The following is a 26,137-nucleotide window of genomic DNA, read 5'->3' as shown; positions in this document are numbered from 1 at the left end:
CTGACGGCCCGAGGACGCGCTGGTGAGCGCCGGACACCTCCGTTTCGGCGCACGGATCCTGGGCCGCACTTCGAGTCGTGTGCCAGGGACTGGCTCCGTGCCCACGCCGATCCCGCCCTCAGGGGGAACGCCGGCATGGTGACGGCGACGGTCGTCAACGACCAGAAGAGGCCGGCCGAGCACGAGATCGACGTCCTGGCCCTGGACAAGAGATCGGGGCGGGCCGGCATCACGCTCATCGGGAGGCCAAGGCGACCGTCATCCGCCGGACCTGGAGCGACTCCAAGGGCTCAGGGCGCTGCCGGCCGAGCAGAGGCACGATGCCGGGTCATCGGTGCCGGTGCTGTTCTCGTTGGCGGGGTTCCATGCCGATCTGGTCGACACGGCGCGACGCCGGGAAGCTGCGCTGCTGGTCGGTCTGGTCGCCGTGGCCGGCGGTGGGGAACCGGTCGTGGGTGCCGCGCCGCTCAGGGGGTGGCCCAGGCGCGGAGGAAGGCGTCGACCGCGGCCGCGGCCATGGTGCGTAGCTCCGCGTCTTCGAGTGTGCGGGTGCCGAGGCGGGAGCGGGCCTCCAGGGGGCCGAGGAGCAGCGCCATGAACTGCTCGGCCGCCAGGTCGGGGTCGGCGGCGCGCAGCCGGCCGGCGAGCGCGAGGCGGGCCAGCCGGTCGGCCAGGGCGTTGTTGAGCCGGTCGGGGCCGCTCTCCTTGACGATCTCCAGGATGTCGGGGAAGTGGTTGATCTCCGAGTGGAGCAGCCGTTTCAGGGCGCACGAGCGGCTGTCGGTGTGCAGGCGCAGGAGCGCGTGGGCGACCTCGTCCAGCGTGGCCCGCAGGTCGTCCCCGGGAGCGGCGAGCGGCTCCAGGGCGGCGATGCGCTCGGCGAGGGCGGTCTGTGCGGCGACCTCCAGGGCGTTCACGAACAGTGTGGCCTTGTCGGTCATGTGGTTGTAGACCGTCGGCTTGGCCACGCCTGACTCGCGTGCGATGTCCTGGACGCACGCCTGCGCGTAGCCCTCCCGTGCGAACACGGTGAACGCGCCGTCCAGGATCGCCTGCCGCTTGTCGATCCGTCCGCCCGTTGTCATGCCGTTGATTGTACTGGCTGGTTCATATTCGTTGTCTTGTCGGTTGCAGCTTACGCATGGGATCGTTACGTTGAACCCATGAGTTCATATTCGGAGCGGTTGGATCCGCGTCCTCTGACGATCGCCGTCGTCCTGGCGCCGGTGCCGGTGGAGGTCGCATGAAGACGCTGGTGATCACCGGTGGCACCGACGGGATGGGGCGGGCGCTCGCCCGTACGTACCTGGAGCGCGGCGACACGGTGGTCGTCGTCGGGCGGGACCCGGCCAAGGCGCCGCCCGGGGCCGTGTTCGTCGGGGCCGATCTGAGCCTGGTCGGCGCGAACCGGCGGGTGATCGACGAGGTCAACGCGCGGTTCCCGGAGGTGGACGCGCTGGTGCTGTGCGCGCGGTTCTTCCGTACGCACCGGTACGTGACCGCGGAAGGGCTGGAGGGGACGTTCGCCCTCGACTACCTGAGCCGCTTCCTGCTCAGCCACGGCCTGCACGCGCCCCGGCTGGTCGTGAACGTCTCAGGCCCCGGGCAGCCGGCGGACATGATCCGCTGGGACGACGTCATGCTCGAACACGGCTACGACGGCGTGACGGCTCAGCTCCAGGCGGGGAAGGGCAACGACCTGCTCGGGGTGGCGTACGCCGCACGGCACGGCGGGCGGACGCCGTACGCGCTGGTCCATCCGGGAGGCGTCGCGACGAGCGTGGCCGGCGAGTACGACGCGACGACGGCCCCGCACGCGCGGGCGCTGAGGCGGCACGGGATGCCGGTCGAGGAGGGCATCCGGCCCATCGTCGCCCTCATCGACCAGCCGCCCGCCGAACCGCTCACCGCCTGGCTGCGGGACCGGCCCCTGCCCCTGGAGCCGTCCGCGTTCGACCCGGCGGCGGCCGAACGGCTCCACACGCTCACCCTGGAACTTCTCGCCCGGCATTGGCCGGGATGACAACCCCAGGTCTGATTCGGGCCCCGAAAGATCAAACCGTGGTCCGACGCGCCAGGCTCGCCCCATCAAGCATCGTTACGGCATGCTGAAGTCCATCGCCCTGGCATTGGTCCTGCTGACGGCCGGGGGCGGGCTGCGTGCCCAGCCCGCGTCCGCCTCCCTCGACTGGAGCCCCTGTCCTGACGACAAGGTCGGCATGCAATGCGCCGACCTGCAGGTCCCCGCCGACTGGGCGGCCCCGGCGGGTCGCAGGATCACCCTCAAGCTGGGCCGTCTCCCCGCGACCGGCCCTGCGGAGGGCGTCGTACTGATCGCCTACGGCGGCCCGGGTGGCCCCGGCGTCGCCCTCACCCAGTCGATGTCCGGCTTGTGGGCCGACCTGCGCAAACGCATGGACGTCGTCACGTGGGACACCCGGGGCTACGGCGCCCAGTTCGGCGGCCTCAGCACCGGCCTGCCCTGCCTGTGGACCCGTGTCCCGCTCCCCGCCTTCCCGCGGGACGACGCCGACTTCGGCAGGCTGTCCGACACCAACCGCGGCCAGGCCGAGGTCTGCCGCCAGGCCGATCCCGTGCTCTTCGCCAACATGAGCTCCGCCGACCACGCGCGCGACATGGAGGCCATCAGGAAGGCCCTCGGCGGCGCCGAGCTCAACTACTACGGCGCCTCCTACGCCGGCTTCTACGGTCAGGCCTACGCCCGCCTCTTCCCCCGCCAGGTCCGCACGATGGTCCTCGACGGCACGTGGAACCACAGCCCGGCCGACTGGGGCCGCGAGCTTGAGGAGATGGCCAGGAGCAACGAGCGGTTCCTGACCCGCTTCTTCGACTGGTGCGCCGCCAACGGCTGCGAGGACGTCACCGGCGCGTGGCGGGCGCTCGTGGCCAGAGCCGACCGCCGTCCCGTCCCCGCCGCGAAGAACGTCGCCTACACGGGCCGCGACCTGCAGGCCTTCGCCATCGCTTCGGCCAGGCAGGGCAAGACGGCCTGGCCGGGCCTGGCGCAGGCCATCCGGAAGGCCCGCGACGGTGACGCCTCCGCCTTCGTCCCCGCCCGTGGCGCCCGCTACCCCGACCAGGCCACCGGCGTGACCGAGTGCGCCGACTGGCCGCGCGCGGCCGGCCGCCAGGAGCTCGACGCGACGGTGGCCCGGCTGCGGAAGGCCGCCCCCAACGCGGGCGCGGCCGGCACCATGGCGACGGCCACGCTGGCCTGCGTCGGCTGGCCCGTTTCCGTCACCAACCCGCCCACCCCGCTGCCCAAGACGCTTCCCCCGCTGCTCGGCGCCGGGGCCTGGGGCGAGTCCGACGCGGTCGCCCGCGCCATCGGCCAGGTCCCGGGCAGCGTCACGATCGTCCATGGCGGCCCCGGCCACACCCTCTACGGCACCAACACCTGCGCCCGCGACCACATCAACCGCTATTTCACCGACAAGATCCTTCCGCCGAAGAACACGGCCTGCTGACCCTCGTGACGAGGTCCGGGCCGCCCGTCCAGGCCGCTCTACCAGGCCGTTCGTGCAGGCCGCCCGTCCCGGATGTCCGTCCAGGCGGGCCGTCCAGGCGGCCGTCCAGTCCGCTGCCGACGGGCGTGCCCGTGGCCTAATTCGGTTGCGGAGGATGTGCCGGCTCTGGCGTCATAGATCACGTTCGGGATGTGATCGGGAAGGAGGCGACATGAAGATGACGTATCACGAGGTGACCGGCACCCGGCGACCGCTCAGGATGTGGACGGAGCCGGAGACGGTCGAGCCGCAGGCCATGCAGCAGCTGCGCAACGTGGCCAACCTGGAGTGGGTCCACGGTGTCGCCGTCATGCCCGACGTGCACCACGGCAAGGGTGCGACCGTCGGCTCGGTCATCGCCATGAAGGACGCCGTCTCCCCGGCCGCCGTCGGCGTCGACATCGGGTGCGGGATGACGGCGGTCAAGACGTCGTACCGGGCGGCGCAGCTGCCCGACAACCTGGCCTACCTGCGCGGCAAGCTGGAGCAGGCGGTGCCGGTCGGGTTCGGTCACCACAAGCGCCCGGTCGACCCCGGCAAGGTGCACGGCATGAAGACGTCCGGCTGGGCCGAGTTCTGGAACGGCTTCGACGACCTGGCCCCGGCCGTACACGCCCGGCGTGAGCGCGCCGAGGCCCAGATGGGCTCGCTCGGCGGCGGCAACCACTTCCTGGAGGTGTGCGCCGACGACGAGGGCTCGGTCTGGATCGTGCTGCACTCCGGCTCGCGCAACATCGGCAAGGAGCTGGCCGAGCACCACATCGGTGTCGCCCGCAAGCTCTCCCACAACCAGGGCCTGGTCGACCGCGACCTCGCGGTGTTCCTCGCCGGCACCTCGGAGATGAACGCCTACCGCCGCGACCTGTTCTGGGCCCAGGACTACGCGCGCCGCAACCGGGCGCTCATGATGGGCCTGGCCTGCGACGTCCTGCGCCGCCACCTGCCCGACATCACGTTCGACCAGCCCATCTCCTGCCACCACAACTACGTGGCGGAGGAGCGTTACGACGGGGTCGACGTGCTGGTGACGCGTAAGGGGGCGATCCGGGCGGGGGCCGGTGACCTGGGGATCATCCCGGGCTCGATGGCCACCGGCACGTACATCGTCAAGGGTCTCGGCAACGGCGCGGCGTTCAACTCCGCCTCGCACGGGGCCGGGCGGAAGATGAGCCGTACGAAGGCCAAGAAGACGTTCACCGTCAAGGACCTGGTAGAGCAGACGGCGGGTGTGGAGTGCCGGAAGGACTCCGGGGTGGTGGACGAGATCCCGGGGGCGTACAAGGACCTGGAGTCCGTGATGGCCGCCCAGACGGATCTCGTGCAAGTGGTCGCACACCTGCGCCAGCTCATCTGCATCAAGGGCTGAGGGCCCGCCCCGCCGGCTCCCGGACGGCGGGGAGGGCTCGCCGGGCGTCGGCGAGGTCGGCCCACACGACGCGGTGGCCGTGGTCGACGAGACGGGTGCCGCAGCGTACGGACAACGCGGCGACGATGCCGAGGCCGCGGCCCGACACCTCCAGCGAGCTCATCCGCAGCGGGGCGAAGCACGGCTGGGGCTCCGGCGTGCCCGGGTCGATCACCTCAAGGCGGACGAAACCGGCCCCGACGCCGAGCCGGACCTGGAGCCAGTCGCGCTGCGGGCCGGCGGGCACGTGCTTGATGGCGTTGCTCACCAGCTCCGACACCACCTGGAGCATGTCGAAGCGGACGGAGGCGGGGCTGTGGGTCAGCCAGGCGTTGACGGCCTGTCGTGCCTGACGCGCCGCCTCTTCGCTGCGCCGCAGCGTCGCGTCTCTCCACGGCGTCACGTCAGGCATCTGCGTAGGTACGGTGCCAGCTGCCATGAAATCACCGACTCATCCGAGTTCCCGAGAAATGCGCGATGCTGTTTCCGGCTGTGCCGACTTCCAGCATGAATGCTCGTGTGAAGCGCCGCCCGCTCAATCTCACGAAGTCGATGTGACAAAGAACGACACGATCGCTGTATTGATTGTCGTATCGTTGTCACGATCCGGTCACGAAAGCCTGTGACCCCCGACTTGCGATCGTGGAGACGCCGTGGAACCCCGGCCGGGCGATCAGATGTCACCCAGGGCTCGCTTCGCCGCTGACCTGGCCGAGCATCGCAGAGCCGCGCGACTGACGCAGACCGCGCTCGCCGGGCGTATACCCTGCCATGAATCGCTCATCAGTCACATCGAGAACGGCCGCCGGGCGCCCACGTTGGATTTCGCGCAGGGCGCCGACAAGGCTTTCGGCCTTGACGACCACTTTGTCGCACTATTTCGACGTATATCTCAATCGCCCGCTCTCGGGTGGTTCGCGCGATGGGTCGAGGAGATCGAACCGCAGGCGGTCATCCTGCAATCCTGGGACCCGCTGCTCATTCCGGGATTGCTGCAGAATGCCGACTATGCCCGCGCGATCTTCGCCACCGCCGCCCCTGACCGGTTGGAAGAGCGGGTCCAGGCCCGAATCCGGCGTATCGCGATTTTCGACGGCCCGAGCCCGCCGACCTTTCTCGCGCTCATCGACGAGGGGGTGCTGCATCGTCCCATCGGAGGTACCGATGTCCTGGTCAGCCAGCTTCGCTATTTGCTAGAACTGTCGCAGCATCCGCGCATCACTGTTCAGCTCGTTCCCATCGCCGCTGGGTGTGTGGCTGGCATGATGAGCGCGTTCGCATTGGCGCGACTCCGCGACGGCTCCGAGGTGGTATCGGCCGACTCGGTACTGTCCGGACACGTCACCGGCGATCACGAAGCGGTTGCGAGAATCAAGCAGAGATACGACATCATCCGAGCGGAAGCGCAGCCGAAAAGCGTGACGCAGCAGGCAATAGAGGATGCGGTTAGGAAATGGAAAAGCTAAACCTCGACACTGCAGAATGGCACAAGTCCAGCGCAAGCGGCGACAACGGGCAGTGTGTGGAAGTCGCCACCAACCTCCCCGGAATCGTCGCGGTCCGCGACAGCAAGAATCCCCAGGGGCCCGCGCTCGTTTTCACTCCCGGCGAGTGGACGGCGTTCCTCAAAGGCGTTGATCGGGGAGAGTTCGACATCTGACGCGGTTCGGCCCCGCTTCCGCACGCGCCACGGAAAGCAGGGCCGTTCCAGGCAAGGGCCGTTCCCCGCATGGCGGACCAGCTAGAGCGCCCTATCCGGCGTGATCTGCGCCGGATCGGTGCGGATCTTGGCGTGGGCCGGTCCGGAATGCACCCGTGCGCCCCGTCGCGAACGCGTCCGTGACGGGGCGCGGGACGTGTGGGCCGACCATCGCGTCGCCGCGCTGCTCGCGTCGGCGGGCTGCTCGCGTCGCCGGGCTGCTCGCGTCGCCGGGCTGCTCGCGTCGCCGCGCTGCTCGCGTCGGCGGGCGTGCCGGTGGTGCCGTACGAGCTCGTACGCGGCCGGACGAGGCCGCGGGACCGCCCCGCGGAGGGATACGCCGCCGCCCGCGGGCTTGTACGTTGGCGGAGTGGAGTTCCTGGGAGCGGGGCGCAGCGCCGATGTGTACGCGCTCGACGGCGAACGGGTGCTGCGCCGCTACCGGATCGACGCGGACGCGCGCCGGGAGTCGGCCGTCATGGTGTACGTGGGCGCGCACGGCTATCCCGTGCCCCGGGTGTACCCGGAGGAGGGGACGGCCACGGACCTCGTGATGGAGCGGCTGGCGGGGCCGACCATGCTGCGGGCGCTGGTCGACGGCGAGATGACCGCCGAGGAGGCCGGCCGGACGCTCGCCCGGCTGCTGCGGCGGCTGCACGACATCCCGGCCAGGTTCTCCGCCGAGCCCGCCGACCGGATCCTCCATCTCGATCTGCACCCCGACAACGTGCTGCTCACGCCGAGCGGGCCGGTCGTGATCGACTGGTGCAACACGCAGGAGGGGTCACCCGCGCTGGACTGCGGCCTGTCGGCGGTGATTCTCGCGCAGGCGGCGGTGGACGGGGAGAGCGGGTTGGCCGGTCCCGCCCGGCAGGTGCTCGTCGCGCTGGTCGCCGAGCTCGGCGACGCGCTGGCCCACGGCGAGGCCCTTGATCGGGCCGCCGCCCTCCGCGCCGCCGACCGGGCCCTCACCCCCCGCGAAACTGCCCTGCTGGACGATGCGGTGGCCCTGGTACGTGCCCTGCGCCGCTCATGAAGCGGGGCGGGTCGGCTACGTGGTCACGTGTTCGGTCCAGGCAGCGGTGATTTCGAGGCGGTCGTGCCAGAGCTTTTCGCCGGGGCCGCCTGGCTCCCATCGGGTGCAGAAGTCGAGCAGATCGCGGCAGCGCGCCACCATGGCCGCCCGGCGTTCCTCCCACGGCGGTACGGGGCCGTCGTAGGCGGCGAAGAAGTGCGGCAACAGCTGCACGTGCTCCGGATGGTGGCTGCGGACGATCCACTCGCACCAGGCGAGGTCCTCCACCGGCCGCCCGGGGTGGGCCCACTCCCAGTCGAGGACCGCGGTCGTCTCGAACGTCGAGGGGTCGAACAACATGTTCTGCGGCCCGTAGTCGCCGTGGACGATGCCGAGCCGGTGGATGCGTCCGAGCATGCGCCCGCACTCGGTGAGCACCTCGATCGCGCGCCCCTCGTCGAGGAGTTCCTGACCATGGCGGCCGTCGACGAAGCGGACGGTCAGGCTCGTCGGGGTGACCTGGTGAACGCGTGGGACGGGGATCCGGCCACGCAGGCGGCGCAGATATCTGCTTTCCGTGGTGAGCCGGAACGCCGCCTCGGGCCCCTGGTAGCACTTCACGACCAGGGCGCCGTCGCCGACCGTGCTGTTGGTGTACCCGTGCTTCACAAGGGACGATTCTGGCGCACCCGGACGCGTGCCGGGCGCCGCGGCGCGCTGTCCGAGCGGCTCCGATACACGATGTAAGGACGGAACAGATACCCCAACGGAGCGGAAAGGGCGTGCACCAGGCGGCTGAACGGGAAGAGTACGAACAGCACCATCCCGATCAGGGTGTGCACCTTGTAAAGACCGCTCGCCTGACCCATCGCCATGACGTCCGGCTGGAGGACGAAGACGCCGCGGAACCACGGCGCGACGGTGGTCCGGTAGCTCACCTCGGTGGGCGCGTACCCCGCCGCCGTCGTCACCACGCCCGACACGATCGCGGCCGCCAGCACCGCGTACATCACCTTGTCGTTGACCGTGGTCGCCATGAAGACGGGGCCGTTGGTGCGGCGGCGCCAGATCAGCAGGGCCAGCGCCACCAGCGTGGCGAGACCGGCCAGGCCGCCCCAGAGCAGCGCGTTGACGTGGTAGGCGTGGTTGGACACGCCGATCGCGTTCGTCCAGCCGATCGGGATGAGCAGGCCGGTCACGTGGCCGACGATGACGAACAGCAGGGCGTAGTGGAACAGCGGGCTCGCCACACGCAGCAGCGTGCTCTCGTAGAGCTGGGAGGAGCGGGTGGTCCAGCCGAACTTGTCGTACTTGTACCGCCAGACCAGCGCACCGACGAAGATGACCAGGGTGACGTACGGCGTTACCGTCCAGAGCAGGCTCTCACCCCAGGTCAACGGTAGCCCCCCACGGTCTCGGCAGGTGGGCCGCCCGCGGCCAGGCGCGCGGCTCGCGCCCGGCCCGCCGCGGTGATCGGCGGAAGGGCTGCGCACACCGCGCCGATCACGTGCCGGTACGGCGATTCGCGCTCCTCCAGCGCCGCGAGCAGCAGCTCCAGCCCCACCCGGTGCTCCTCCAGCAGCTCGGCCCCCGACGGGTCGAGCGCGGCGAACTCCAGCATCACGGGCAGGAAGTCGGGCAGCTCGTCGTCCAGCAGGTCCCACCCGGCGGCGCGGTAGTGCTGCTTGAGCGCGGCCAGCGACTCGCCCCTGCGGCGGGTGTCGCCGTCGACGTAGTACGTCAGGTAGAGGCAGCAGCGCCGCTGCAGGTCGAACGTGTCGACGTAGTGGGCGGCCAGCTCGCCGGGTGTCATGTCGGAGACGGTCGCGAGGAACGTCCCGAAGTGCGGCTCGGCGGCCTCCCTGATCAGCGGCAGGCGCCGCCAGAATCGTTCGTCCGGGTAGGCGAGCAGATGCGCGGCCGCCTGCCAGACGACCGCCTTGGTGATATCGGTCATGATTTGCCCTTTCTCGGCGGAAACAGGCCGGCCGGCGTGCCGCGGCCGTCCCAGTTGAGGAGGTTCACCCGATCGTGGGTGACCTCGTCGCTGGTCTGGCGTTCCTTCAGGCCATGGAAGTTCTCGATCGAGACCGGCACCGGACGCCCGGAGGTCTCGCCGAACGGCGCCTGGGAGCCGCGCCCGGCGTCGTAGTCGAGCGGGCAGCCGGCCTCCTCCACGACGCCCGGCACGTTGCCGTACGCCGTCGGGATGACGTAGCGCTCGTCGTACTTGGCCAGGGCGAGCAGCCGGTACATGGCCTTCAGCTCCTCCTCGGACAGGCCCGCGTCGGGCAGCACCGGCTCCTGGCCGAGGTTGACCGCCCGCATGTACGACCGCATCGCGGCCAGGCGGCGCAGCGCGGCCGTCACCGGGGCCGGGTCGCCCGCGGTGAACAGCTCGGCCAGGTAGTCGATCGGGATGCGCAGCGTCTCGATGGCGGCGAACAGGTTGCCCGCGTTCTCGCCGTCGTGGCCGGTGGTGGACAGCGCGTCCACGACGGGGGAGAGCGGCGGGACGTACCAGACCATGGGGAGGGTGCGGTATTCGGGATGCAGCGGAAGCGCCACCCGATATTTCGTGATCAGGTGGTAGACGGGGGAGCGGCGGGCCGCCTCCAGCCACTCGGCCGGCAGCCCCGCGGCGGCGGCCTCCGGGCTCTCCGGGTCGACGAAGAGGCCGAGCTGCGCCTCGTACAGGTCGCGCTCGTCGGGTACCGAGGCGGCCTCGGCGACCCGGTCGGCGTCGTAGAGCAGGACCCCGAGGTAGCGCAGGCGCCCCACGCAGGTCTCGGAGCACACCGTCGGCAGCCCCACCTCGACCCGCGGATAGCAGAACGTGCACTTCTCGGCCTTGCCGGTCTTGTGGTTGAAATACACCTTCTTGTACGGACACCCCGTTACGCACATGCGCCAGCCCCGGCAGCGGTCCTGGTCCACCAGGACGATGCCGTCCTCGGCCCGCTTGTACAGGGCGCCCGACGGGCAGGAGGCCACGCACGACGGGTTGATGCAGTGCTCGCAGATGCGCGGCAGGTAGAACATGTACGCCTCTTCGAACGCCGTCCTGACCTCGCCCGACACCTTCTCCAGCACCGGGTCGGGGGACGGGTCGCCGCCGAGGTTGTCGTCCCAGTTGGCGCTCCAGCGGATGGTGGCAGGCTCGTTGCTGATCAGCGACCGAGGCGGCGCGACGGGCACGTCGTCCGAGAGCGGCGCGGTGATGAGGTTCTCGTAGTCGTACGTCCAGGGCTCGTAGTAGTCCTGGATCGAGGGCATGCGCGGGTTGGCGAAGATGCTCAGCAGCTTGCGCATCCGGCCGCCGGCCTTCGGCCTGAGCCTGCCTCTCGCGGTGAGCTCCCAGCCGCCCTTCCAGCGCTCCTGGTCCTCGTAGCGGCGGGGGTAGCCCTGGCCGGGGCGGGTCTCGACGTTGTTGAACCAGACGTACTCGACGCCGGGCCGGTTGGTCCAGGTCTGCTTGCAGGTGACCGAGCACGTGTGGCAGCCGATGCACTTGTCCAGGTTCATCACCATGGCGATCTGGGCCATGACCTTCATCAGTACGTCACCTCCTGCGACCTGCGGCGGATGGTCGTGATCTCGTCGCGCTGGTTGCCCGTGGGGCCCAGGTAGTTGAAGCCGTACGAGAGCTGGGCGTGGCCGCCGATCAGGTGGGTGGGCTTGACGAGCACGCGCGTCAGGGCGTTGTGGATGCCGCCCCTGCGGCCGGTCGCCTCCGACTTCGGCACGTCGATCAGGCGGTCCTGGGCGTGGTACATGTACACCGTCCCCGCCGGCATGCGGTGCGAGACGATCGCCCTGGCCACCACCACGCCGTTGCGGTTGACCGCCTCCACCCAGTCGTTGTCGGCGATGCCCAGCGCGGCGGCGTCCTCGGTGGACATCCAGATTGTGGGGCCGCCCCGCGACAGCGTCAGCAGCAGCAGGTTGTCCTGGTACTCCGAGTGGATCGACCACTTGCTGTGCGGGGTCAGGAAACGCAGCGTGCCCTTCTCGCCGTGGAGCGCGGCCAGGTCGAGCGGGGGGCGGTAGACCGGCAGCGCCTCGCCGTACTCGTGCATCCACTCGTGGTCGAGGAAGAAATGCATGCGGCCGGTGAGCGTGTGCCACGGCTTGCCGTGCTCGACGTTGATCGTGAACGGCGCGTAGCGGCGGTCCTGCGACTCCTTGCCCGACCACTCGGGGCTGGCCGCGACGTGCATCGGCCTGGCCTGGGTGTCGGAGAAGACGATGCGGTGGTGCTCGCTCGTCAGACCGTCGAAGCTCACGCCCGTGCGCTCGGCGAGCTGCCGGAAGCCCTGCGCGGCCAGCCTGCCGTTGCTCACCCCCGACAGCGCGAGGATCGTCTCGCACGCCTTGGCCTCGGTGTCGAGCTCGGGCCGGCCCTTGGCCACGCCGCGCGGCACCAGCCCGCAGCGCTGGGCGAGCCACTCCACCTCCTCGTCGGGCAGGAACGTCACGCCTTTGACCGGAATGCCGAGCTCCTCCGTGAGCGGACCGAGAGCGGCCAGTTTCTCCGCGACCGCGCCGTAGTCGCGCTCGACCACCTTCAGCTCCGGACGCCCCGGCCGTCCGGCGATCTCGCCGGGGGTGTCGTGCTGGTACGCGAGCGCGACCACGTCCTTGCGCACGCCCAGGCGGCCGCGGGCGAGGGCGCTGAAGGCGCGGGCGATGGCGTGGAAGGCGGCGAAGTCGGTCTTCGTCTCCCACGGCGGGTTGATCGCCGGGTTGAAGGCGTGCACGAACGGGTGCATGTCGGTGGAGGACAGGTCGTGCTTCTCGTACCAGGTGGCGGCCGGCAGCACGATGTCGGAGAAGACCGTGGAGGAGGTCATCCGGAAGTCGAGGGTGAGCAGCAGGTCGAGCTTGCCGGAGGCGGCCCGCGGGTCGGGGTGCTCCAGGTTGGAGGTGGCGCCGAGCAGGTGCCGCAGGAAGTACTCGTTGCCCTTGGCGGAGGAGCCGAGCAGGTTGGAGCGCCACAGGGTGAGCACGCGCGGCCAGTTGCGCGGGTCGTCCGGGTCGTCGGCCGCGAACCTGAGCCGTCCCGCCGCCAACTCGTCGTAGGTGTACGCGATCGGGTCGTCGGCCTCGCCCAGGTCGAGCGGGTTGCGGTCGAAGGCGGGAGCCATCGGCATCCAGCCCTCGCGTACGGACTGCGCCACCAGGTCGGCGGTGCGCCGGCCGCTGAAGACGCCCTTGGCCAGGGGGCTGGCCAGCTCGCCGGCGTCGTAGTGGTCGTAGCGCCACTGGCCGGTGTGCAGGTACCAGAACGGCGTGCCGGGCACCTGCCGCGGCGGCCGCGACCAGTCGAGCGCGCCCGCGAGCAGCTGCCAGCCGGCCAGCGTGCGGCATTTCTCCTGGCCCACGTAGTGTGCCCAGCCGCCGCCGTTGCGGCCCTGGCAGCCGGTGAGCAGCAGCAGGGTCAGGAACGCGCGGTACATCGTGTCGCCGTGGAACCACTGCGCCGCGCCCGCCCCCAGGATGATCATGCAGCGGCCCTCGGTCTCCTCGGCCGTCCTGGCGAACTCCCGGACGATCTTGACGGCCCGCGCGGCCGGCACCCCGGTGATCGGCTCCTGCCAGGCAGGCGTGTACGGCTCACCGGCGTCGCCGTAACCGCCCGGCCAGACACCGGGCAGCCCGGGCCTCCGCACGCCGTACTGAGCGAGGAGGAGGTCGAAGGCCGTGGTGACGAGCCGGCCGCCGACCCTTCTGACGGGCACGCCCCTGCGTACGGAGTGGCCGCCGTCGAAGCGGGGGAGCAGGACCTCGGCGGTCTCGTCCCCGAGGAGGGTGAGCTTCGGGGTGACGTCGAGGTTCAGGTTCCAGTGGCCGGCTCCCGACTCCGTCCAGCGGAAGCCGGCCGAGCCGTTCGGCACCACCGGCTCGCCCGACTCGGCCATCAGCACGGTCTTCCACTCCGCCGCATCCTCCCGGGATCCAAGGTCCTTGGCGGTGAGGAACCGGCCCGGCACGTACGCGTCGTCGTGCTCGTCGAGCGTGACGAGGAACGGCAGGTCGGTGAAACGCCGGACGTAGCCGGCGAAGTACGGCGTCTCGCGGTCGACGAAGAACTCCTTGAGCAGCACGTGGCCCATCGCCATCGCCAGGGCGCCGTCGGTGCCCGGCCGCACGCTGAGGAACTCGTCGGCGAACTTGGCCGCGTCGCTGAAATCGGGCGCGACCACCACGACCTTCTGGCCCCGGTAGCGGGCCTCGGCCATCCAGTGGGCGTCGGGTGTGCGCGTCACCGGCACGTTGGAGCCCCACATGAACAGGTACGCCGCGTCCCACCAGTCGGCCGACTCCGGCACGTCGGTCTGGTCGCCGAACACCTGGGGCGAAGCCACCGGCAGGTCGGCGTACCAGTCGTAGAAGGAGAGCATGGCGCCGCCGATGAGCGACACGAAGCGGGCGCCGATCGCCTGCGAGACCATCGACATGGCCGGGATGGGGGAGAACCCGGCGATCCGGTCGGGGCCGTACGCCTGGATGGTGTGGACGTGGGCGGCGGCGATCATCTCGGTGGCCAGGGCCCACGTGATGCGGACCAGGCCGCCTTTACCGCGGGCGGACTGGTACTTTTCTCGCTTTTCAGGATTTGTCGTGATTTCGGCCCAGGCGGCGACCGGGTCACCCAGGCGGCGCCTCGCCTCGGCGTACATCTCCACCAGGACGCCGCGCGCGTACGGGTAGCGGATCCGGGTCGGCGAGTAGGTGTACCAGGAGAAGGCGGCGCCCCGGGGGCAGCCGCGCGGTTCGTACTCGGGGCGGTCGGGGCCGACGCTCGGGTAGTCGGTCTCCTGGGTCTCCCAGGTGATGATGCCGTCCTTGACGTACACGTTCCACGAGCACGATCCCGTGCAGTTCACGCCGTGCGTCGAGCGGACCACCTTGTCGTGGCTCCAGCGGTCGCGGTAGAAGGCGTCGCCCTCCGTGCCGCCCTTCAGGTGGAGCGTGTGCAGGTCACCGCCGGTCGCGGACCTGCGCAGGAAGCGGCCGGTCTTCAGCAGGAGGTCCTCGGCATTCATGCCCCCACTTCATCACAGAAGGTGACCACCTGTTACACAGGGTGTATGTCTAAGCCTCGCAAAGGACAGGCGGGGAACCTGGCCCTCGCCACGGCGGCGTTCGCCGTGACCTTCTGGGCCTGGAACCTCATCGGGCCGCTGTCCGGCAGCTACAGCAGGCAGCTCGGCCTGTCGCCGACCCAGACCTCGCTGCTGGTGGCGATCCCCGTGCTGGTCGGCTCGCTGGGGCGGATCCCGGTGGGGGTGCTGACCGACAGGCTCGGCGGGCGGCGCATGCTCGCGGTCATCTGCTTCGTGTCGATCGTGCCCGTCCTGTTCGTCGGCTGGTCCGACTCGTACGGGTGGCTGCTGTTCTGGGGGTTCGTGCTGGGGATTCCCGGCACGTCGTTCGCGGTCGGCATCCCGTTCGTGAACGCCTGGCACGAGCCGGCGCGGCGCGGGTACGCGACCGGGGTCTTCGGGGCGGGCATGGGCGGCACGGCGCTGTCGGCGTTCTTCACCCCACGCCTGGTCGAGGCGGTCGGGCGGCCGTTCGCGCACGTGCTCATGGCCGTGGTGCTCGCCGTCATGGGGGTGATCATGCTGGTGGCGGGCCGGGACGCGCCGGGCTGGGCGCCCGCGACCGCGCCGGCGCCGCCCCGGATGCGCGAGGCCCTGACGATCAAGGCGACCTGGCAGTGCGCCTTTCTGTACGCGGTGGCGTTCGGGGGGTTCGTGGCGTTCTCGACGTACCTGCCGACGTTGCTGCAGAACGTCTACCACTTCGTCCAGACCGACGCCGGGCTGCGTACCGCCGGGTTCTCGATCGCGGCCGTGGTCTCCAGGCCGGTCGGCGGGGCGTTGTCCGACCGGTTCGGGCCGGTCAGGGTGCTACGGATCGCGTTCGGGGGCACGGCGGTGATGGCGGTCGTGCTGGCGTTCCAGCCGCCCGCCGAGCTGCCCGCCGGGGTCAGCTTCGTGCTCACGGCGTTCTTCCTGGGGCTGGGCGCGGGCGGCGTCTTCGCCCTGGTGGCCCGCCTGGTGGACCCTTCCCGCGTCGGCACGGTGACCGGCCTGGTCGGCGCGGCCGGCGGCCTCGGCGGCTACTTCCCGCCCCTGGTCATGGGGGCCGTCTTCACCGCCACCGCCACCTACACCCTCGGCTACGTCCTGTTGGCCGCCACCGCCGTCGCCGCGCTCGCCTACACCTCCCGCGTCTCCCCAACGCTCCGCCCCCGGGCTGACGTCCCATGAGGAAAGCCGCTGGAGAGAGTCTCCTGACCCGCCGCCCACGGTTCCCGAGCCTGCTCTCCAGTGAGCTGCCTCCCCCAGGGACGTCGGTCTTCGAGGGAAAATGGTTTGCCGGGGGTGGGGGTGGGTTGTCAAGGTGGACGCGCTATGCGCTCCCTTCCTGAGGCCGATCCCGGCCTGCCCGACCTACGCAGCCCGATCCGCTTCCTGTGGTGGAACGCGCGTCGGCAGGCGGCCCCGCTGCTCACCGGCATCGGCTTCGCCACCCTGTGGTGGCTGGTCCAGGCGTTGATGCCGGCGGTGCTCGGGAAGGGCATCGAGGCCGTCACCGCGAAAGACACCAGCGCGCTGCTGCGGTGGTCGGCGATCCTGCTCGGGCTCGGCCTGGTGCAGGCGTTCACCGGGATCATGCGGCACCGGATGGCCGTCTACTGCTGGCTGGCCGCCGCGTACCGCACCGTCCAGCTGACCACCCGCCACGCGGCCAGGCTCGGCGCCACGCTGCCCAAGCGCCTGTCCACCGGCGAGGTGGTCAGCGTCGGAAACTCCGACATCGCCCACATCGGCGGCTCGATGGACATCCTGCTGCGCGGCGCCGGCGCGGTCGTCGCCATCGTGACCGTCACCGTGATCCTCATCTCGACCTCGCTCCCGCTCGGCCTGCTCGTGCTGTTCGGCGTGCCGCTCATGGCCGCCGCCGTCGGGCCGCTGCTGCGTCCCCTGCACCGGCGCCAGCACCGCCATCGCGAGCTGACCGGCGAGCTGTCCACCCGGGCCGCCGACATCGTGGCCGGGCTGCGGGTGCTGCGCGGCATCGGCGGCGAGCAGGTGTTCTCCGAGCGCTACCGCGAAGAGTCCCAGCGCGTACGGCGGGCGGGGGTAGGCGTCGCCACGGTCGAATCGGTGCTGGAAGGCGCCCAGGTCGTGCTGCCGGGCCTGCTCATCGCGCTCGTCACCGGCGTCGGCGCGTCGTTCGCGGTCGCCGGGGAGATCCCCACCGGCCAACTCGTCGCTTTCTACCTGTACGCCGTCTTCCTCATCGGACCGATGCGCACGCTCACCGAGGCCGCCGACCGGATCACGAAGGGTCACGTCGCCGCCGGGCGCGTCATCCGGATCCTGTCCATCGACCCCGAGATGACCGGCGGCACGGGCGAGAGCGACGGGGGCGTGCTGCGTGACAGCTTCAGCGGTGTCACCGTCCAGCCGGGCGTGCTCACCGCCCTCGCGGCGAGCACGCCCGGCGACGCCGTCGCCGTCGCCGACCGGCTCGGCCGCTACACCGACGGCGACGTCACGTTCGGCCCGGCCGAGCTGCGCACGCTGCCGCTCGCCGAGGTCCGTTCCAGGATCCTGGTCGTCGACAACGGCGCCCGGCTGTTCAACGGCCGGCTCCGCGACGAGCTCGACGTCCGCGGCGGGGCCACCGACGACCAGATCAGCGAGGCCCTCGACGCGGCCTGCGCCACCGACATCGTGGAGGCCCTGCCCGACGGGCTCGACTCCGTGGTGTCGGAGGCGGGCCGGGAGTTCTCCGGCGGGCAGCAGCAGCGGCTCCGCCTGGCCAGGGCGCTGCTGGCCGACCCCGAGGTGCTCGTCCTGGTGGAGCCGACCAGCGCCGTCGACGCCCACAGCGAGGCCCGCATCGCCGAACGCCTGGCCAAGGCGCGGGCCGGCCGTACGACCCTGATCTGCACGACCAGCCCGCTCGTGCTCGACCGCGCCGACCACGTGATCCACGTCCAGGGCGGCCGGGTGCGGGCCGAGGGCACCCACCGGGAGCTGCTGGACGGCTCACCCGAATACGCCGCGACCGTCACGCGCGGGGAGGACTGACCCATGGCCCGCGAGATCCTGCCGGTCGCCGATCGTCAACAGGTACGCGCCTACGCCCGGCGGCTGACGCTCAAATACCCGCGCCGGCTCGCGCTGGCCCTGGCGCTGCACGGCCTGGCCGCCGTCGCCGGGCTGGTCGTGCCATGGCGGCTCGGCCAGCTGGTGCAGGACGTCCAGCACGGCGCCGAGGTGCACGTGGTCTGGGTGGCGGTCAGCATCGGGGCGTTCCTGCTGCTGCAGGGCATCCTGGTGCGGTTCGCGGTGATGGCCTCGGCCCGCCTCGGTGAGCTGGTGCTGGCCGAGCTGCGCGAGGAGTTCGTCGACCGGGTGCTCGGCCTGCCGCTGTCCACCGTCGAGCGGGCCGGCTCGGGCGACCTGATCACCCGCACCTCGCGCGACGTCGACGCCCTGTCCCGCACCGTGCGGCACGCCGTGCCCGAGACGCTCATCGCGCTCGTCACGTTCGTGATCACCATCGGCGCGCTGCTGCTGGTCAGCCCGCTGCTCATGCTGCCCATGCTGATCGCGGGGCCGATCATCGCGATCTCCACCCGGTGGTACCTCCGCCGGGCCCGCGACGGCTACCTGCGCGAGAACGCCGCCTACGCCGACCTCACCGAGGGCCTGGCCGAGACCGTCGAGGGCGCCCGCGCCGTCGAGGCGCTCGGCCTGCAGGAGCGGCGGCGGGAGCGCGCCGACCGCGACATCGCCGGCTCGTACGCGGCCGAGCGCTACACCCTGGGCCTGCGCACCACCTGGTATCCCGCCGTGGAGCTGGGTTACGTGATCCCGGTCGTGGCGGCGCTGCTGGCCGGCGGCCTGTTCTACACCTCCGGCTGGGTGACGCTCGCCCAGGTGACCACCGCCACGCTGTACGCCCAGCAGCTCATCGACCCGCTCGACCGTTTCCTCATGTGGATCGACGAGCTGCAGGTCGGCGGGGCGTCGATGGCCCGGCTGCTGGGCGTGGCCAACGTGCCGGACGACCGGGCGGTCACCTCGGCGCGGCCGTCCGGAGAGCTGCTGGAGGCGTCCGACGTCCGCTACGCCTACCGCGAGGGCCGCGACGTGCTGCACGGCGTGTCCCTGACGGTCCGGCCCGGCGAGCGGCTGGCCATGGTCGGGCCGTCCGGGGCGGGCAAGTCCACCCTGGGGCGGCTGCTGGCGGGCATCCACGGGCCGCGCACTGGGGCGGTGACCGTGGGCGGGGTGCCGTTGGTGGAGCTGCCGCTCGACGACCTGCGCGGCCACGTCGCGCTCGTCACCCAGGAGCACCACCTGTTCAAGGGCACCGTGCGCGACAACCTGCTCATCGCCCGCCCCGACGCCTCCGACGCGGCCGTGCGCACGGCACTGGAGGCGGTGGACGCGCTCGGCTGGGTGCTGGGGCTGCCCGACGGCCTCGACACCGAGGTGGGCTCCGGCGGTCTCGCGGTCTCGCCCGCGCAGGCGCAGCAGCTGGCGCTGGCCCGGCTCGTGCTGGCCGACCCCCACACGCTGGTGCTCGACGAGGCCACCTCCCTCATCGACCCGCGCGCCGCCCGCCACCTCGAACGGTCGCTCGCCGCCGTGCTGGAGGGCCGTACGGTGATCGCGATCGCGCACCGGCTGCACACCGCCCACGACGCCGACCGGGTGGCCGTGGTGGAGGACGGCCGGATCAGCGAGCTGGGCTCCCACGACGAGCTGGTGGCCGCGGGCGGCTCGTACGCGGCGCTGTGGCGCAGCTGGCACGGCGGCCCCTCCTGACCCGGGGCGCGTCATGAGGGGAGGGATCAGAGGGCGGGCTGCCAGGAGAGACCGGCGAGGGTTTCGGTGAGGCGACCGAAGACCACGTCGGCGAAGTGACCGCCGTAGCCGAGCGTGTCCGGCCGCAGCAGCTCCGCCAGCACCCGGCGCCGGCTGGTGGCCGCCTGGACGGGGTCGAGATCGGCGCCGACCGGCCAGTCGGGGTGGCGGATCTGCACCGGGCTGTGCATGACGTCGCCGAAGACGACCAGGCGCAGCCCGCCGGAGGCGATCACGTAGCTCGTGTTCCCGATGGTGTGCCCCGGCGTGAACATCGTCCGCACCCCCGGGAAGACCTCCTCGCCGTCGCCGAACGTGCGCACCCGCGACGCCATCGCGTCGAACTCCCCCACACGCGCGCCTTCGATGGCGCTCAGGTGGCGGTGCTCCCACTCGGGCGCGGACACCAGGTACGCGGCCTCGGGGAAGGCCGCCCCGCCGCCCGGCCCCGGGTGCACGACCCAGCCGACGTGGTCGAAGTGCAGGTGAGTGATGGCCACCGCCTCGACGTCCGCCGGACGACGCCCCAGCTCGGCGAGGTTGTCCAGCAGGTCGCCGCCGCGGACGAGGCCGATCATGGGGTTGCCCGGGTCGTCGGGGCGGGACACCGGGCCCAGCCCGGCGTCGATCAGCAGGGCCCTGCCGTGGTGCTCGACGAGCAGCCCGCCGACCGAGGCGACCAGGTTGCCGTCCTCGGCGAGGTAGGCGGCGTCGTCCCGCCAGTCGAGCTCGGTCGACTGGGGCAGCCAGCCGTACGGTTTGAGCCGCACCTCGCCGTCGGGCACGTACGTGACCGTGACGTCCCCCAGCCGGAGCGAACGGACGGGGGACGTCCTGTGGAGGCGGTCGTCAACAGCGCTCATAACGAGGACATACTCGGAAATTTCCGGGCATAACGCCGCTTCCGGTAAAGACCGAACGGGAGGCCGGACGAATCAGCCGAGCGCCTTCTTCAGGAAGTCGACCTGCAACAGGAGCAGGTTCTCCGCCACGACCTCCTGCGGCGTCATGTGCGTCACCCCCGACAACGGCAGCACGCTGTGCTGGCGTCCGGCCGCGAGCAGCGCCGACGACAGCCGCAGCGTGTGGGCGGCCACCACGTTGTCGTCGGCCAGACCGTGCACCAGCAGCAGCGGGCGCTCCAGCTTGGCCGCGTCGGCGGACAGCGACGACTTCTCGTAGACGTCGGGCTGCTCGTCGGGGTGACCGAGGTAACGCTCGGTGTAGCACGTGTCGTACAGCCGCCAGTCGGTCACCGGCGCCCCCGCCACCGCCGCGTGGAAGACGTCGGGCCGCCGCAGCACCGCGAGCGCGGCCAGGAAGCCGCCGAACGACCAGCCGCGGATGGCCACCCGGGTCAGGTCGAGGTCGTCGGGGTACTGCTCGGCCACGCCCTGCAGGGCGTCGATCTGGTCCTCCAGCGCGGGGGTCGCGAGGTCGTTGAGCACCGCCCGCTCCCACGCCGTGCCCCGGCCGGGCGTGCCGCGGCCGTCGGCGACGATGACGGCGAAGCCCTGCTCGGCGAACCACTGGCTCTCCAGGAACGCGCCGCGCCGGTTGAGCACCCGCTGCGCGTGCGGGCCGCCGTACGGGTCCATGAGGACGGGGAGCTTGCCGGAGCCCTGCTCGTGCCAGGACGGCAGCACCACGGCGGTGGCGAGCTCGCGCCGGCCGGCACGGCCGATCGAGACCCGCAGGTCGAGGCCGGGCCGCTCGGCGAACGACGGGATCGGCACCGCCATGCCGTCGCGGCGCACGACCGTGGTGGAGACGCCCTCGGCGTCGAGGCTCTGCTCGGTCAGCACGCCGACCCCGCCCGCCATCCGCCCCGAGAACACCCCGGACTGGGTCGAGACCGGCAGCAGCGAGTGGCCGTCCCACGTCCACAGCTGGATCTCCGTCGGGTCGCCGCTCGCGCTGAACAGCACGCTGTCGTGGTCGACGTCGAGCACCGCCCGCACCTGCAGCGTCGGCGGCGTGACCGCGCGGTCGCCGACGAACAGCCGGTGGCCGCCCTCACCGTTGGCCACCCACACCAGCGAGCCGTCGTCGAGGTGGGCGGGGACGCCGGTGACGATGTCGACCCACGCCGGGTCGGTGTCCTCGCGCACCAGGGTGGACGCGCCAGTCGCCGGGTCGACCGAGGACAGCCGCATCGTCCGCTGGTCGCGGGTCATGGTCACGACCGACAGCGCGTGGGAGTCCCACGCCGCCGTCACGAGGTACTCCTCGTCGAACGGCACCGCCACCCGGGACCCGTCCAGCCCCAGCACGAACAGCTCGGTGACGGCGTTGGGGGTGCCCGCGGCCGGGTAGCGCTGGGCGGCGGGCGTGCGGTCGGGGTTGGCCGGGTCGGCGATGTGCCAGACGCGCACGGGCGCCTCGTCGGCCCGCTCGACCAGCAGCGCGTCGCCCGACGGCGACCACCAGTAGCCGCGCATCCGGTCCATCTCCTCGGCGGCGATGAACTCGGCCAGCCCGTACGTCACCGTCTCCGACTCCGGCTCGGCCAGCGCGCGGTCCTCGCGCGAGCCGAGGTCCTGCACGCGCAGCGCGCCGCCGGTGACGTACGCGACCAGGCGGCCGTCGGGGGACAGGCGCGGGTCGATGACCGGGCCGGGGGTCTCCAGCCGGTGCGCCCGGCCGCTCGCCAGGTCGGCCACGTAGAGCGTGCCGGACAGCGCGAAGCACGCCCTGGTCACCGCGGTGTCGGTGGCGTAGGCGACCACGCCGCCGGCCGCCTCGCGGCTGCGCTCGCGCCGCGCCCGCTCCTCGGGCGGCAGGTTCTCCTCGTCGGGGTGGAGGGTGCGGGGGTCGACCACCAGGCGTTCGACGTGGGTGTCGGTGTCGAGCTCCCACAGGCAGGTCACCGGATCGGTGCCCGACTTCGTCCGCAGGAAGACCACCCGGCTGCCGTCGGGGGAGATGGTGAAGCCCCGGGGAACGCCGAGGGTGAACCTGCGGGTCCGGGCAGACAGGCGCGGGAAGCTCTCACTCATGGGCACAATCCTGCCAGGACGCCGCCATTGTTACGCTCGGGGCTATGACTGATCGCCGCCTCCTGTTCGTGCACGCCCACCCGGACGACGAGACGATCGGCACCGGCGCGACCATCGCCAAATACGTCGCCGAGGGCTGCCACGTCACGCTGGTGACCTGCACGCTGGGCGAGGAGGGTGAGATCATCCCGAGCGACCTCGCCCACCTGGCCGCCGACCGGGACGACTCGCTGGGGCCGTACCGGATCGGCGAGCTGGCCGCGGCCTGCCAGGCGCTCGGCGTCGAGGACCACCGCTTCCTGGGCGGGCCAGGGCGCTGGCGCGACTCGGGCATGATGGGCGCGGCCTCCAACGACCACCCGAAGGCGTTCTGGCGGGCAGACCTCGACGAGGCGGCGGGCGAGCTGGTCAAGGTCATCCGCGAGGTGCGCCCGCAGGTGCTCGTCACGTACGACGACAACGGCTTCTACGGCCATCCCGACCACATCCAGGCCCACCGGGTGGCGCGCAGGGCGTACGAGCTGGCGGCCAAGCCCGGGTTCGGCGCGGGCGAGCCCTGGCAGATCGCGAAGTTCTACCACACCGCCATGCCCCGCTCCGTGATGCGGCGCGGCGTGGAGGGGCTGCGCGAGGCCAACCTCGGCTTCATCGTCCAGGACGTCGGCGACATGCCGTTCGGCAGCCTCGACGAGGCCGTCACCACCGAGATCGACGCCCGCCCGTGGATCGGCAACAAGATCGAGGCCATGCGCGCGCACGCCACCCAGATCCTCGTGCGCGGCACCTGGTTCGCGCTGTCCAACAACATCGGCCAGGAGGTGCTGGGCGTCGAGCACTACACGCTTGCCCTCGGGGTGCCCGGCCCGCCGGTGGCGGGCCCGCCCGTCGAGGCCGGGGGGCTCGGCGAACCTCACACCCGCGAGAACGATCTGTTCGCGGGCACATCGACTAACCTCGTTCGACGTGACTCCTCCGCTCACTGAAGGGAGCGGCTTCTCGCTAAGCCGCTTCCGCAGCCTGGCGAAGGGCAAGCCCTGCCCTCAAGATGTTGATCGCCGCGTTCACATCAGCGTGTGCGGTGTGACCGCACGCCTGACATCGGAACTCGGCCTGGGTGACGCGGTTCTCCCTCTAGCAGTGCCCGCAGCGGGCGCACGTGCGGGAGGTGTCGGCAGGGTTCACTGCGATCAGCTCTCGACCGGCGCTCTCAGCCTTGTGCGACAGGATCGTCAGGAACACCCCCCAACCCGCGTCCAAGATGCTTCGGTTGAGCCCGGACTTCTGAGCGACGTTCCGGCCGGGAGCTTCGACCGTGCCGGACGCCGAGCGGGTCATGTTCGCGATGCGCAGGTCCTCGTGCACGATCACGTCGTGGTCGCGCACCAGCGCCAGCGCTGTCTTGTGCGCGCCGTCCAGGCGCTGCCGCCGCACCTTGGCGTGCAGGGCGGCCACCCGGGCGACCGCCTCGGTCACCCCCGCTTTGCGATAGGCGACGCGGCGGTGCCCCAGCGCGGCGTTGTACAGCTGCCGGTGATCCTCCAGGCACTGCGTGAGCGCGGCGGCCTGCTTGCCGGTGGGGCGCAACAGGAACCTGAACGACCTGCGCACCCCCACCTCCCACGTTCGGTAACCGGACGACCACGATATCGGCCGGCACCGGCAAAACCCGGAAGGACATCTGTGATCCGCAGACCGGGCAGGTCAGGGCACGCTCGGGCCTTGACAGTCTTCCCGCTCCCGATTCCCCCGGCGGCTGAAGCCGCCGGTCCCCTTGGGAGGTTCTGATGGAGCAACGCAGCCAGGCCGAGTCGGCCCTCGGCGGAGCGGCGTACGGCATGTTGTTCGTGCTCGGCGTCGTCATGGGGGTCGTGGGCGGGTTCACCCATCCCGTGTGGCAGACAGGGCCTTTCCCGGGGGCGGCGGCGGCATGGGTGCTGGCGCTGTTCGCGGTGTGTTTCGGGGCGGGCAGGCTGATGCGGGCCAAGCTCGGCGCCATGGTGACGGCGCTCGGGTGGCTGCTGGTGACCATGCCGTTCACGCTGGAACTGCGGGTGGGCGACCTGGTGATCGCGCAGGGCGCGCCCGGCTACGTCTACCTGTACGGCGGCCTGGCGGCGCTGGTGGTGGCGTATCTGATGTCGCCGTCAAGCGCCGGATCATGGTTGCTCCGGGGGTACACACCGAAGAATCCGACGTAACGGCATAAAGTATCTAGGTGCACTTTATAGAGCGGCCAATTGATCCACGTGCGTACCGGAAGGTCGTCGGCCGCTTCGCCACCGGAGTCACGATCGTCACGACCCGGGCAGGCGACGTCGACCACGCGATGACGGTCAACTCCTTCACCTCCGTCTCCCTCGACCCCCTGCTGGTGCTGTTCTGCGCGGAGAAGGTGGCCCGCTTCCACGACGCGGTGCTGGAGGCCGGGGCGTGGGGCGTGTCGGTGTTGCCGGCCTCGATGGAGGACGCCTCCCGTTTCTTCGCCCACCGCGGGCGCCCCCTGGACGGGCAGCTGGCCCGCTGGGCCCACCACCGGGGCGAGTCGGGTGTGGCCCTCTTCGACGGCGCGCTCGCCACGGTGGAGTGCACGACCAAGTCGGTGTACGACGGCGGCGACCACTCCATCGTCGTGGGCCAGGTGACGGCCCTCGGCATGCCGGGCGACGGCCCGCCGCTCGTCTACCACGAGGGCCGCTACAACACCCTGTGAACACGTGAGACGGGCCAGGCGCGCGGCCTGGCCCGTCTGTCGTCCGCCTACTGGGCGGGGGTGGTCGCCGTCTCGGACGGCGTGGGCGTCGCGGTGTCCGTCGGCTCGGCCGGGGACGTGGTCTCCGTGGGGGCGTCGGTCGGCTCCAGCGGAGGCTCCGCCGGCGGCTCCTCCGAAGGCGTCGGGCAGATCGGGAGCTCCGTGGGGCTCGCCGTCGGCGCGACGCTCTCCGTCGGAGAGCCGGTCGCGGTCGGGTCCACCGTGGGCGGCACGGTGGGGGTGTCAGTCTCAGTCGGGGTATCGGTGGGGGTCTCTGTCGGGGTCTCTGCTGGAGGCGCGGCAGCGGCCGGGGGAGCCGGGACGGCCGGAGCCGTCGTCTCCGTGCCGGTGGGGGTCTCCGTCGGGTTGCCCGTCGGGTCGCCCGTCGGGGCGGCTGTGTCGGTGGGCTCCACGGTCGGCGGGAGGGTCTCCGTCGGGGCCGGCTCCACGTCCGGCCGGCACGTGACCGTGACCGTCGGGGCCGGCTCGGTGACGGTGACCGTCGGAGCGGGCTCCGTGACCGTGACCGTCGGGCCGGGCTCCGTGACCGTCACCGTCTCCCTGACCGTCACGGTCGGCAGCGGCGCCATCGCGACCTCCGGCTGCCCGCGCTTCTTGAACGTGCCCCGGCCCAGTCTGGCCGTGGCGTCGCCCTCGCCGTTGATGACGGTGATCTCGGTGTTCGCGGTCGTGCAGGATCCTCTCTTGCACACCCGCTGGTCGACGGTGAAGAACCCCGCGCCCTCATAGGCGACCGAGACGTTCAGGTAGGAAATGCCGCGTCTCTTGACCACCCGCGTCTCGGCGGTGTAGTCGGCGTTCGGGGGGCTGGCCGTCGGG

21 protein-coding genes and 2 pseudogenes are annotated in these 26,137 nt (G+C 71.4%); 12 read left to right on the top strand and 11 right to left on the bottom strand.

Annotated features, from left to right (window positions below):
- Positions 1-467 precede the first annotated feature (467 nt).
- Complete coding sequence (locus tag E1286_RS19595) at positions 468-1,085, bottom strand: TetR/AcrR family transcriptional regulator (RefSeq protein ID WP_132614535.1); 618 nt, start codon at positions 1,083-1,085, stop codon at positions 468-470.
- Positions 1,086-1,243: 158 nt separating this feature from the next.
- On the opposite strand from E1286_RS19595, the gene E1286_RS19590 reads away from it, so the two are divergent.
- The 3 genes from E1286_RS19590 (at position 1,244) to E1286_RS19580 (ending at position 4,893) form a co-directional block, all read left to right on the top strand.
- Complete coding sequence (locus E1286_RS19590) at positions 1,244-2,023, top strand: SDR family NAD(P)-dependent oxidoreductase (protein WP_132614533.1); 780 nt, start codon at positions 1,244-1,246, stop codon at positions 2,021-2,023.
- A gap of 82 nt (positions 2,024-2,105) precedes the next feature.
- Positions 2,106-3,488, top strand: a complete 1,383-nt coding sequence (locus tag E1286_RS19585; protein ID WP_132614530.1) for an alpha/beta fold hydrolase — start codon at positions 2,106-2,108, stop codon at positions 3,486-3,488.
- 217 nt (positions 3,489-3,705) lie between these two features.
- A complete protein-coding gene (locus E1286_RS19580) occupies positions 3,706-4,893 on the top strand; it encodes an RtcB family protein (protein ID WP_132614570.1) in 1,188 nt (395 codons plus the stop codon).
- Here the strand turns inward: E1286_RS19580 and E1286_RS19575 are convergent.
- Entirely contained in the window at positions 4,883-5,344 is a 462-nt protein-coding gene (locus E1286_RS19575; protein ID WP_165969804.1) for an ATP-binding protein, read from the bottom strand. The genes E1286_RS19580 and E1286_RS19575 overlap by 11 nt on opposite strands.
- Positions 5,345-5,585: 241 nt before the next feature.
- Here E1286_RS19575 and E1286_RS19570 point away from each other — a divergent pair, with 241 nt between their 5' ends.
- The 3 genes from E1286_RS19570 (at position 5,586) to E1286_RS19560 (ending at position 7,667) form a co-directional block, all read left to right on the top strand.
- Positions 5,586-6,398 (top strand): helix-turn-helix domain-containing protein, encoded by an 813-nt coding sequence (locus E1286_RS19570; protein ID WP_132614526.1) that lies wholly within the window; start codon positions 5,586-5,588, stop codon positions 6,396-6,398.
- On the top strand, positions 6,386-6,592 hold the full coding sequence (locus tag E1286_RS19565) for a DUF397 domain-containing protein (protein WP_132614524.1): 207 nt from the start codon (positions 6,386-6,388) through the stop codon (positions 6,590-6,592). Before E1286_RS19570 ends, E1286_RS19565 begins: the two co-directional genes overlap by 13 nt.
- Positions 6,593-7,001: 409 nt before the next feature.
- Positions 7,002-7,667, top strand: a complete 666-nt coding sequence (locus E1286_RS19560) for a phosphotransferase (protein ID WP_223190129.1) — start codon at positions 7,002-7,004, stop codon at positions 7,665-7,667.
- A gap of 15 nt (positions 7,668-7,682) precedes the next feature.
- Here the strand turns inward: E1286_RS19560 and E1286_RS19555 are convergent, their stop codons facing one another.
- Genes E1286_RS19555 through E1286_RS19535 form a run of 5 tightly spaced genes read right to left on the bottom strand, consistent with a single transcriptional unit; the run spans position 7,683 to position 14,695 of the window.
- Complete coding sequence (locus E1286_RS19555; RefSeq protein WP_132614522.1) at positions 7,683-8,315, bottom strand: phosphotransferase; 633 nt, start codon at positions 8,313-8,315, stop codon at positions 7,683-7,685.
- A complete protein-coding gene (gene narI, locus E1286_RS19550; RefSeq protein WP_132614520.1) occupies positions 8,312-9,043 on the bottom strand; it encodes a respiratory nitrate reductase subunit gamma in 732 nt (243 codons plus the stop codon). Before narI ends, E1286_RS19555 begins: the two co-directional genes overlap by 4 nt.
- Complete coding sequence (gene narJ / locus E1286_RS19545; protein ID WP_187368190.1) at positions 9,040-9,603, bottom strand: nitrate reductase molybdenum cofactor assembly chaperone; 564 nt, start codon at positions 9,601-9,603, stop codon at positions 9,040-9,042. The genes narI and narJ overlap by 4 nt, the downstream gene beginning before the upstream one ends.
- Positions 9,600-11,201 carry a nitrate reductase subunit beta gene (gene narH / locus E1286_RS19540; RefSeq protein WP_132614518.1) on the bottom strand — a complete coding sequence of 534 codons (1,602 nt, stop codon included), beginning with the start codon at positions 11,199-11,201 and terminating at the stop codon, positions 9,600-9,602. The genes narJ and narH overlap by 4 nt, the downstream gene beginning before the upstream one ends.
- Positions 11,201-14,695: a nitrate reductase subunit alpha gene (locus tag E1286_RS19535; RefSeq protein ID WP_132614516.1), complete on the bottom strand. Its 3,495-nt coding sequence runs from the start codon at positions 14,693-14,695 to the stop codon at positions 11,201-11,203. The genes narH and E1286_RS19535 overlap by 1 nt, the downstream gene beginning before the upstream one ends.
- Before the next feature lie 45 nt (positions 14,696-14,740).
- On the opposite strand from E1286_RS19535, the gene E1286_RS19530 reads away from it, so the two are divergent.
- The 3 genes from E1286_RS19530 (at position 14,741) to E1286_RS19520 (ending at position 19,510) form a co-directional block, all read left to right on the top strand.
- On the top strand, positions 14,741-15,928 hold the full coding sequence (locus E1286_RS19530) for an MFS transporter (RefSeq protein ID WP_132614514.1): 1,188 nt from the start codon (positions 14,741-14,743) through the stop codon (positions 15,926-15,928).
- Between the two features lie 144 nt (positions 15,929-16,072).
- On the top strand, positions 16,073-17,761 hold the full coding sequence (locus E1286_RS19525) for an ABC transporter transmembrane domain-containing protein (protein WP_132614512.1): 1,689 nt from the start codon (positions 16,073-16,075) through the stop codon (positions 17,759-17,761).
- 3 nt (positions 17,762-17,764) lie between these two features.
- Complete coding sequence (locus tag E1286_RS19520) at positions 17,765-19,510, top strand: ABC transporter ATP-binding protein (protein WP_132614510.1); 1,746 nt, start codon at positions 17,765-17,767, stop codon at positions 19,508-19,510.
- A gap of 26 nt (positions 19,511-19,536) precedes the next feature.
- Here E1286_RS19520 and E1286_RS19515 read toward each other — a convergent pair whose 3' ends face one another.
- Both E1286_RS19515 and E1286_RS19510 read right to left on the bottom strand, forming a co-directional pair.
- Positions 19,537-20,412 carry an MBL fold metallo-hydrolase gene (locus tag E1286_RS19515; RefSeq protein ID WP_132614508.1) on the bottom strand — a complete coding sequence of 292 codons (876 nt, stop codon included), beginning with the start codon at positions 20,410-20,412 and terminating at the stop codon, positions 19,537-19,539.
- Positions 20,413-20,484: 72 nt separating this feature from the next.
- Positions 20,485-22,548, bottom strand: coding sequence for a S9 family peptidase (locus E1286_RS19510; RefSeq protein ID WP_132614506.1), 2,064 nt, complete (start codon positions 22,546-22,548; stop codon positions 20,485-20,487).
- A 44-nt stretch (positions 22,549-22,592) separates the two neighbouring features.
- Here E1286_RS19510 and mshB point away from each other — a divergent pair, with 44 nt between their 5' ends.
- Positions 22,593-23,531, top strand: coding sequence for an N-acetyl-1-D-myo-inositol-2-amino-2-deoxy-alpha-D-glucopyranoside deacetylase (gene mshB, locus E1286_RS19505; RefSeq protein ID WP_132614504.1), 939 nt, complete (start codon positions 22,593-22,595; stop codon positions 23,529-23,531).
- 16 nt (positions 23,532-23,547) lie between these two features.
- Here the strand turns inward: mshB and E1286_RS19500 are convergent.
- Positions 23,548-24,156: pseudogene (locus tag E1286_RS19500) on the bottom strand (RNA-guided endonuclease TnpB family protein).
- A 176-nt stretch (positions 24,157-24,332) separates the two neighbouring features.
- On the opposite strand from E1286_RS19500, the gene E1286_RS19495 reads away from it, so the two are divergent.
- On the top strand, positions 24,333-24,746 hold the full coding sequence (locus E1286_RS19495) for a DUF6113 family protein (RefSeq protein ID WP_132614502.1): 414 nt from the start codon (positions 24,333-24,335) through the stop codon (positions 24,744-24,746).
- A 17-nt stretch (positions 24,747-24,763) separates the two neighbouring features.
- The gene (locus E1286_RS19490) at positions 24,764-25,258 is read left to right on the top strand and encodes a flavin reductase family protein (RefSeq protein ID WP_246074989.1); all 495 of its coding nucleotides are present in this window, start codon (positions 24,764-24,766) and stop codon (positions 25,256-25,258) included.
- A gap of 47 nt (positions 25,259-25,305) precedes the next feature.
- On the opposite strand, the pseudogene E1286_RS47885 reads toward E1286_RS19490, so the two are convergent.
- Positions 25,306-26,137, bottom strand: a pseudogene (locus E1286_RS47885) (hypothetical protein); the annotation flags it as partial.

The sequence above is a fragment of the Nonomuraea terrae genome, assembly GCF_004348995.1.
GTDB lineage: Bacteria > Actinomycetota > Actinomycetes > Streptosporangiales > Streptosporangiaceae > Nonomuraea > Nonomuraea terrae.
The sequence above is the reverse complement of the archived record's forward strand: the minus strand, read 5'-3'. Positions and strand labels throughout refer to the sequence as shown.

What these genes read in the sequence shown, in the direction of transcription:
- E1286_RS19595 (WP_132614535.1), bottom strand. Translation starts at nt 1,085, where the DNA reads ATGACAACGGGCGGACGGATCGACAAGCGGCAGGCGATCCTGGACGGC.
- E1286_RS19590 (WP_132614533.1), top strand. Translation starts at nt 1,244, where the DNA reads ATGAAGACGCTGGTGATCACCGGTGGCACCGACGGGATGGGGCGGGCG.
- E1286_RS19585 (WP_132614530.1), top strand. Translation starts at nt 2,106, where the DNA reads ATGCTGAAGTCCATCGCCCTGGCATTGGTCCTGCTGACGGCCGGGGGC.
- E1286_RS19580 (WP_132614570.1), top strand. Translation starts at nt 3,706, where the DNA reads ATGACGTATCACGAGGTGACCGGCACCCGGCGACCGCTCAGGATGTGG.
- E1286_RS19575 (WP_165969804.1), bottom strand. Translation starts at nt 5,344, where the DNA reads ATGCCTGACGTGACGCCGTGGAGAGACGCGACGCTGCGGCGCAGCGAA.
- E1286_RS19565 (WP_132614524.1), top strand. Translation starts at nt 6,386, where the DNA reads ATGGAAAAGCTAAACCTCGACACTGCAGAATGGCACAAGTCCAGCGCA.
- narJ (WP_187368190.1), bottom strand. Translation starts at nt 9,603, where the DNA reads ATGACCGATATCACCAAGGCGGTCGTCTGGCAGGCGGCCGCGCATCTG.
- narH (WP_132614518.1), bottom strand. Translation starts at nt 11,201, where the DNA reads ATGAAGGTCATGGCCCAGATCGCCATGGTGATGAACCTGGACAAGTGC.
- E1286_RS19535 (WP_132614516.1), bottom strand. Translation starts at nt 14,695, where the DNA reads ATGAATGCCGAGGACCTCCTGCTGAAGACCGGCCGCTTCCTGCGCAGG.
- E1286_RS19530 (WP_132614514.1), top strand. Translation starts at nt 14,741, where the DNA reads ATGTCTAAGCCTCGCAAAGGACAGGCGGGGAACCTGGCCCTCGCCACG.
- E1286_RS19525 (WP_132614512.1), top strand. Translation starts at nt 16,073, where the DNA reads ATGCGCTCCCTTCCTGAGGCCGATCCCGGCCTGCCCGACCTACGCAGC.
- E1286_RS19520 (WP_132614510.1), top strand. Translation starts at nt 17,765, where the DNA reads ATGGCCCGCGAGATCCTGCCGGTCGCCGATCGTCAACAGGTACGCGCC.
- E1286_RS19515 (WP_132614508.1), bottom strand. Translation starts at nt 20,412, where the DNA reads ATGAGCGCTGTTGACGACCGCCTCCACAGGACGTCCCCCGTCCGTTCG.
- E1286_RS19510 (WP_132614506.1), bottom strand. Translation starts at nt 22,548, where the DNA reads ATGAGTGAGAGCTTCCCGCGCCTGTCTGCCCGGACCCGCAGGTTCACC.
- mshB (WP_132614504.1), top strand. Translation starts at nt 22,593, where the DNA reads ATGACTGATCGCCGCCTCCTGTTCGTGCACGCCCACCCGGACGACGAG.
- E1286_RS19495 (WP_132614502.1), top strand. Translation starts at nt 24,333, where the DNA reads ATGGAGCAACGCAGCCAGGCCGAGTCGGCCCTCGGCGGAGCGGCGTAC.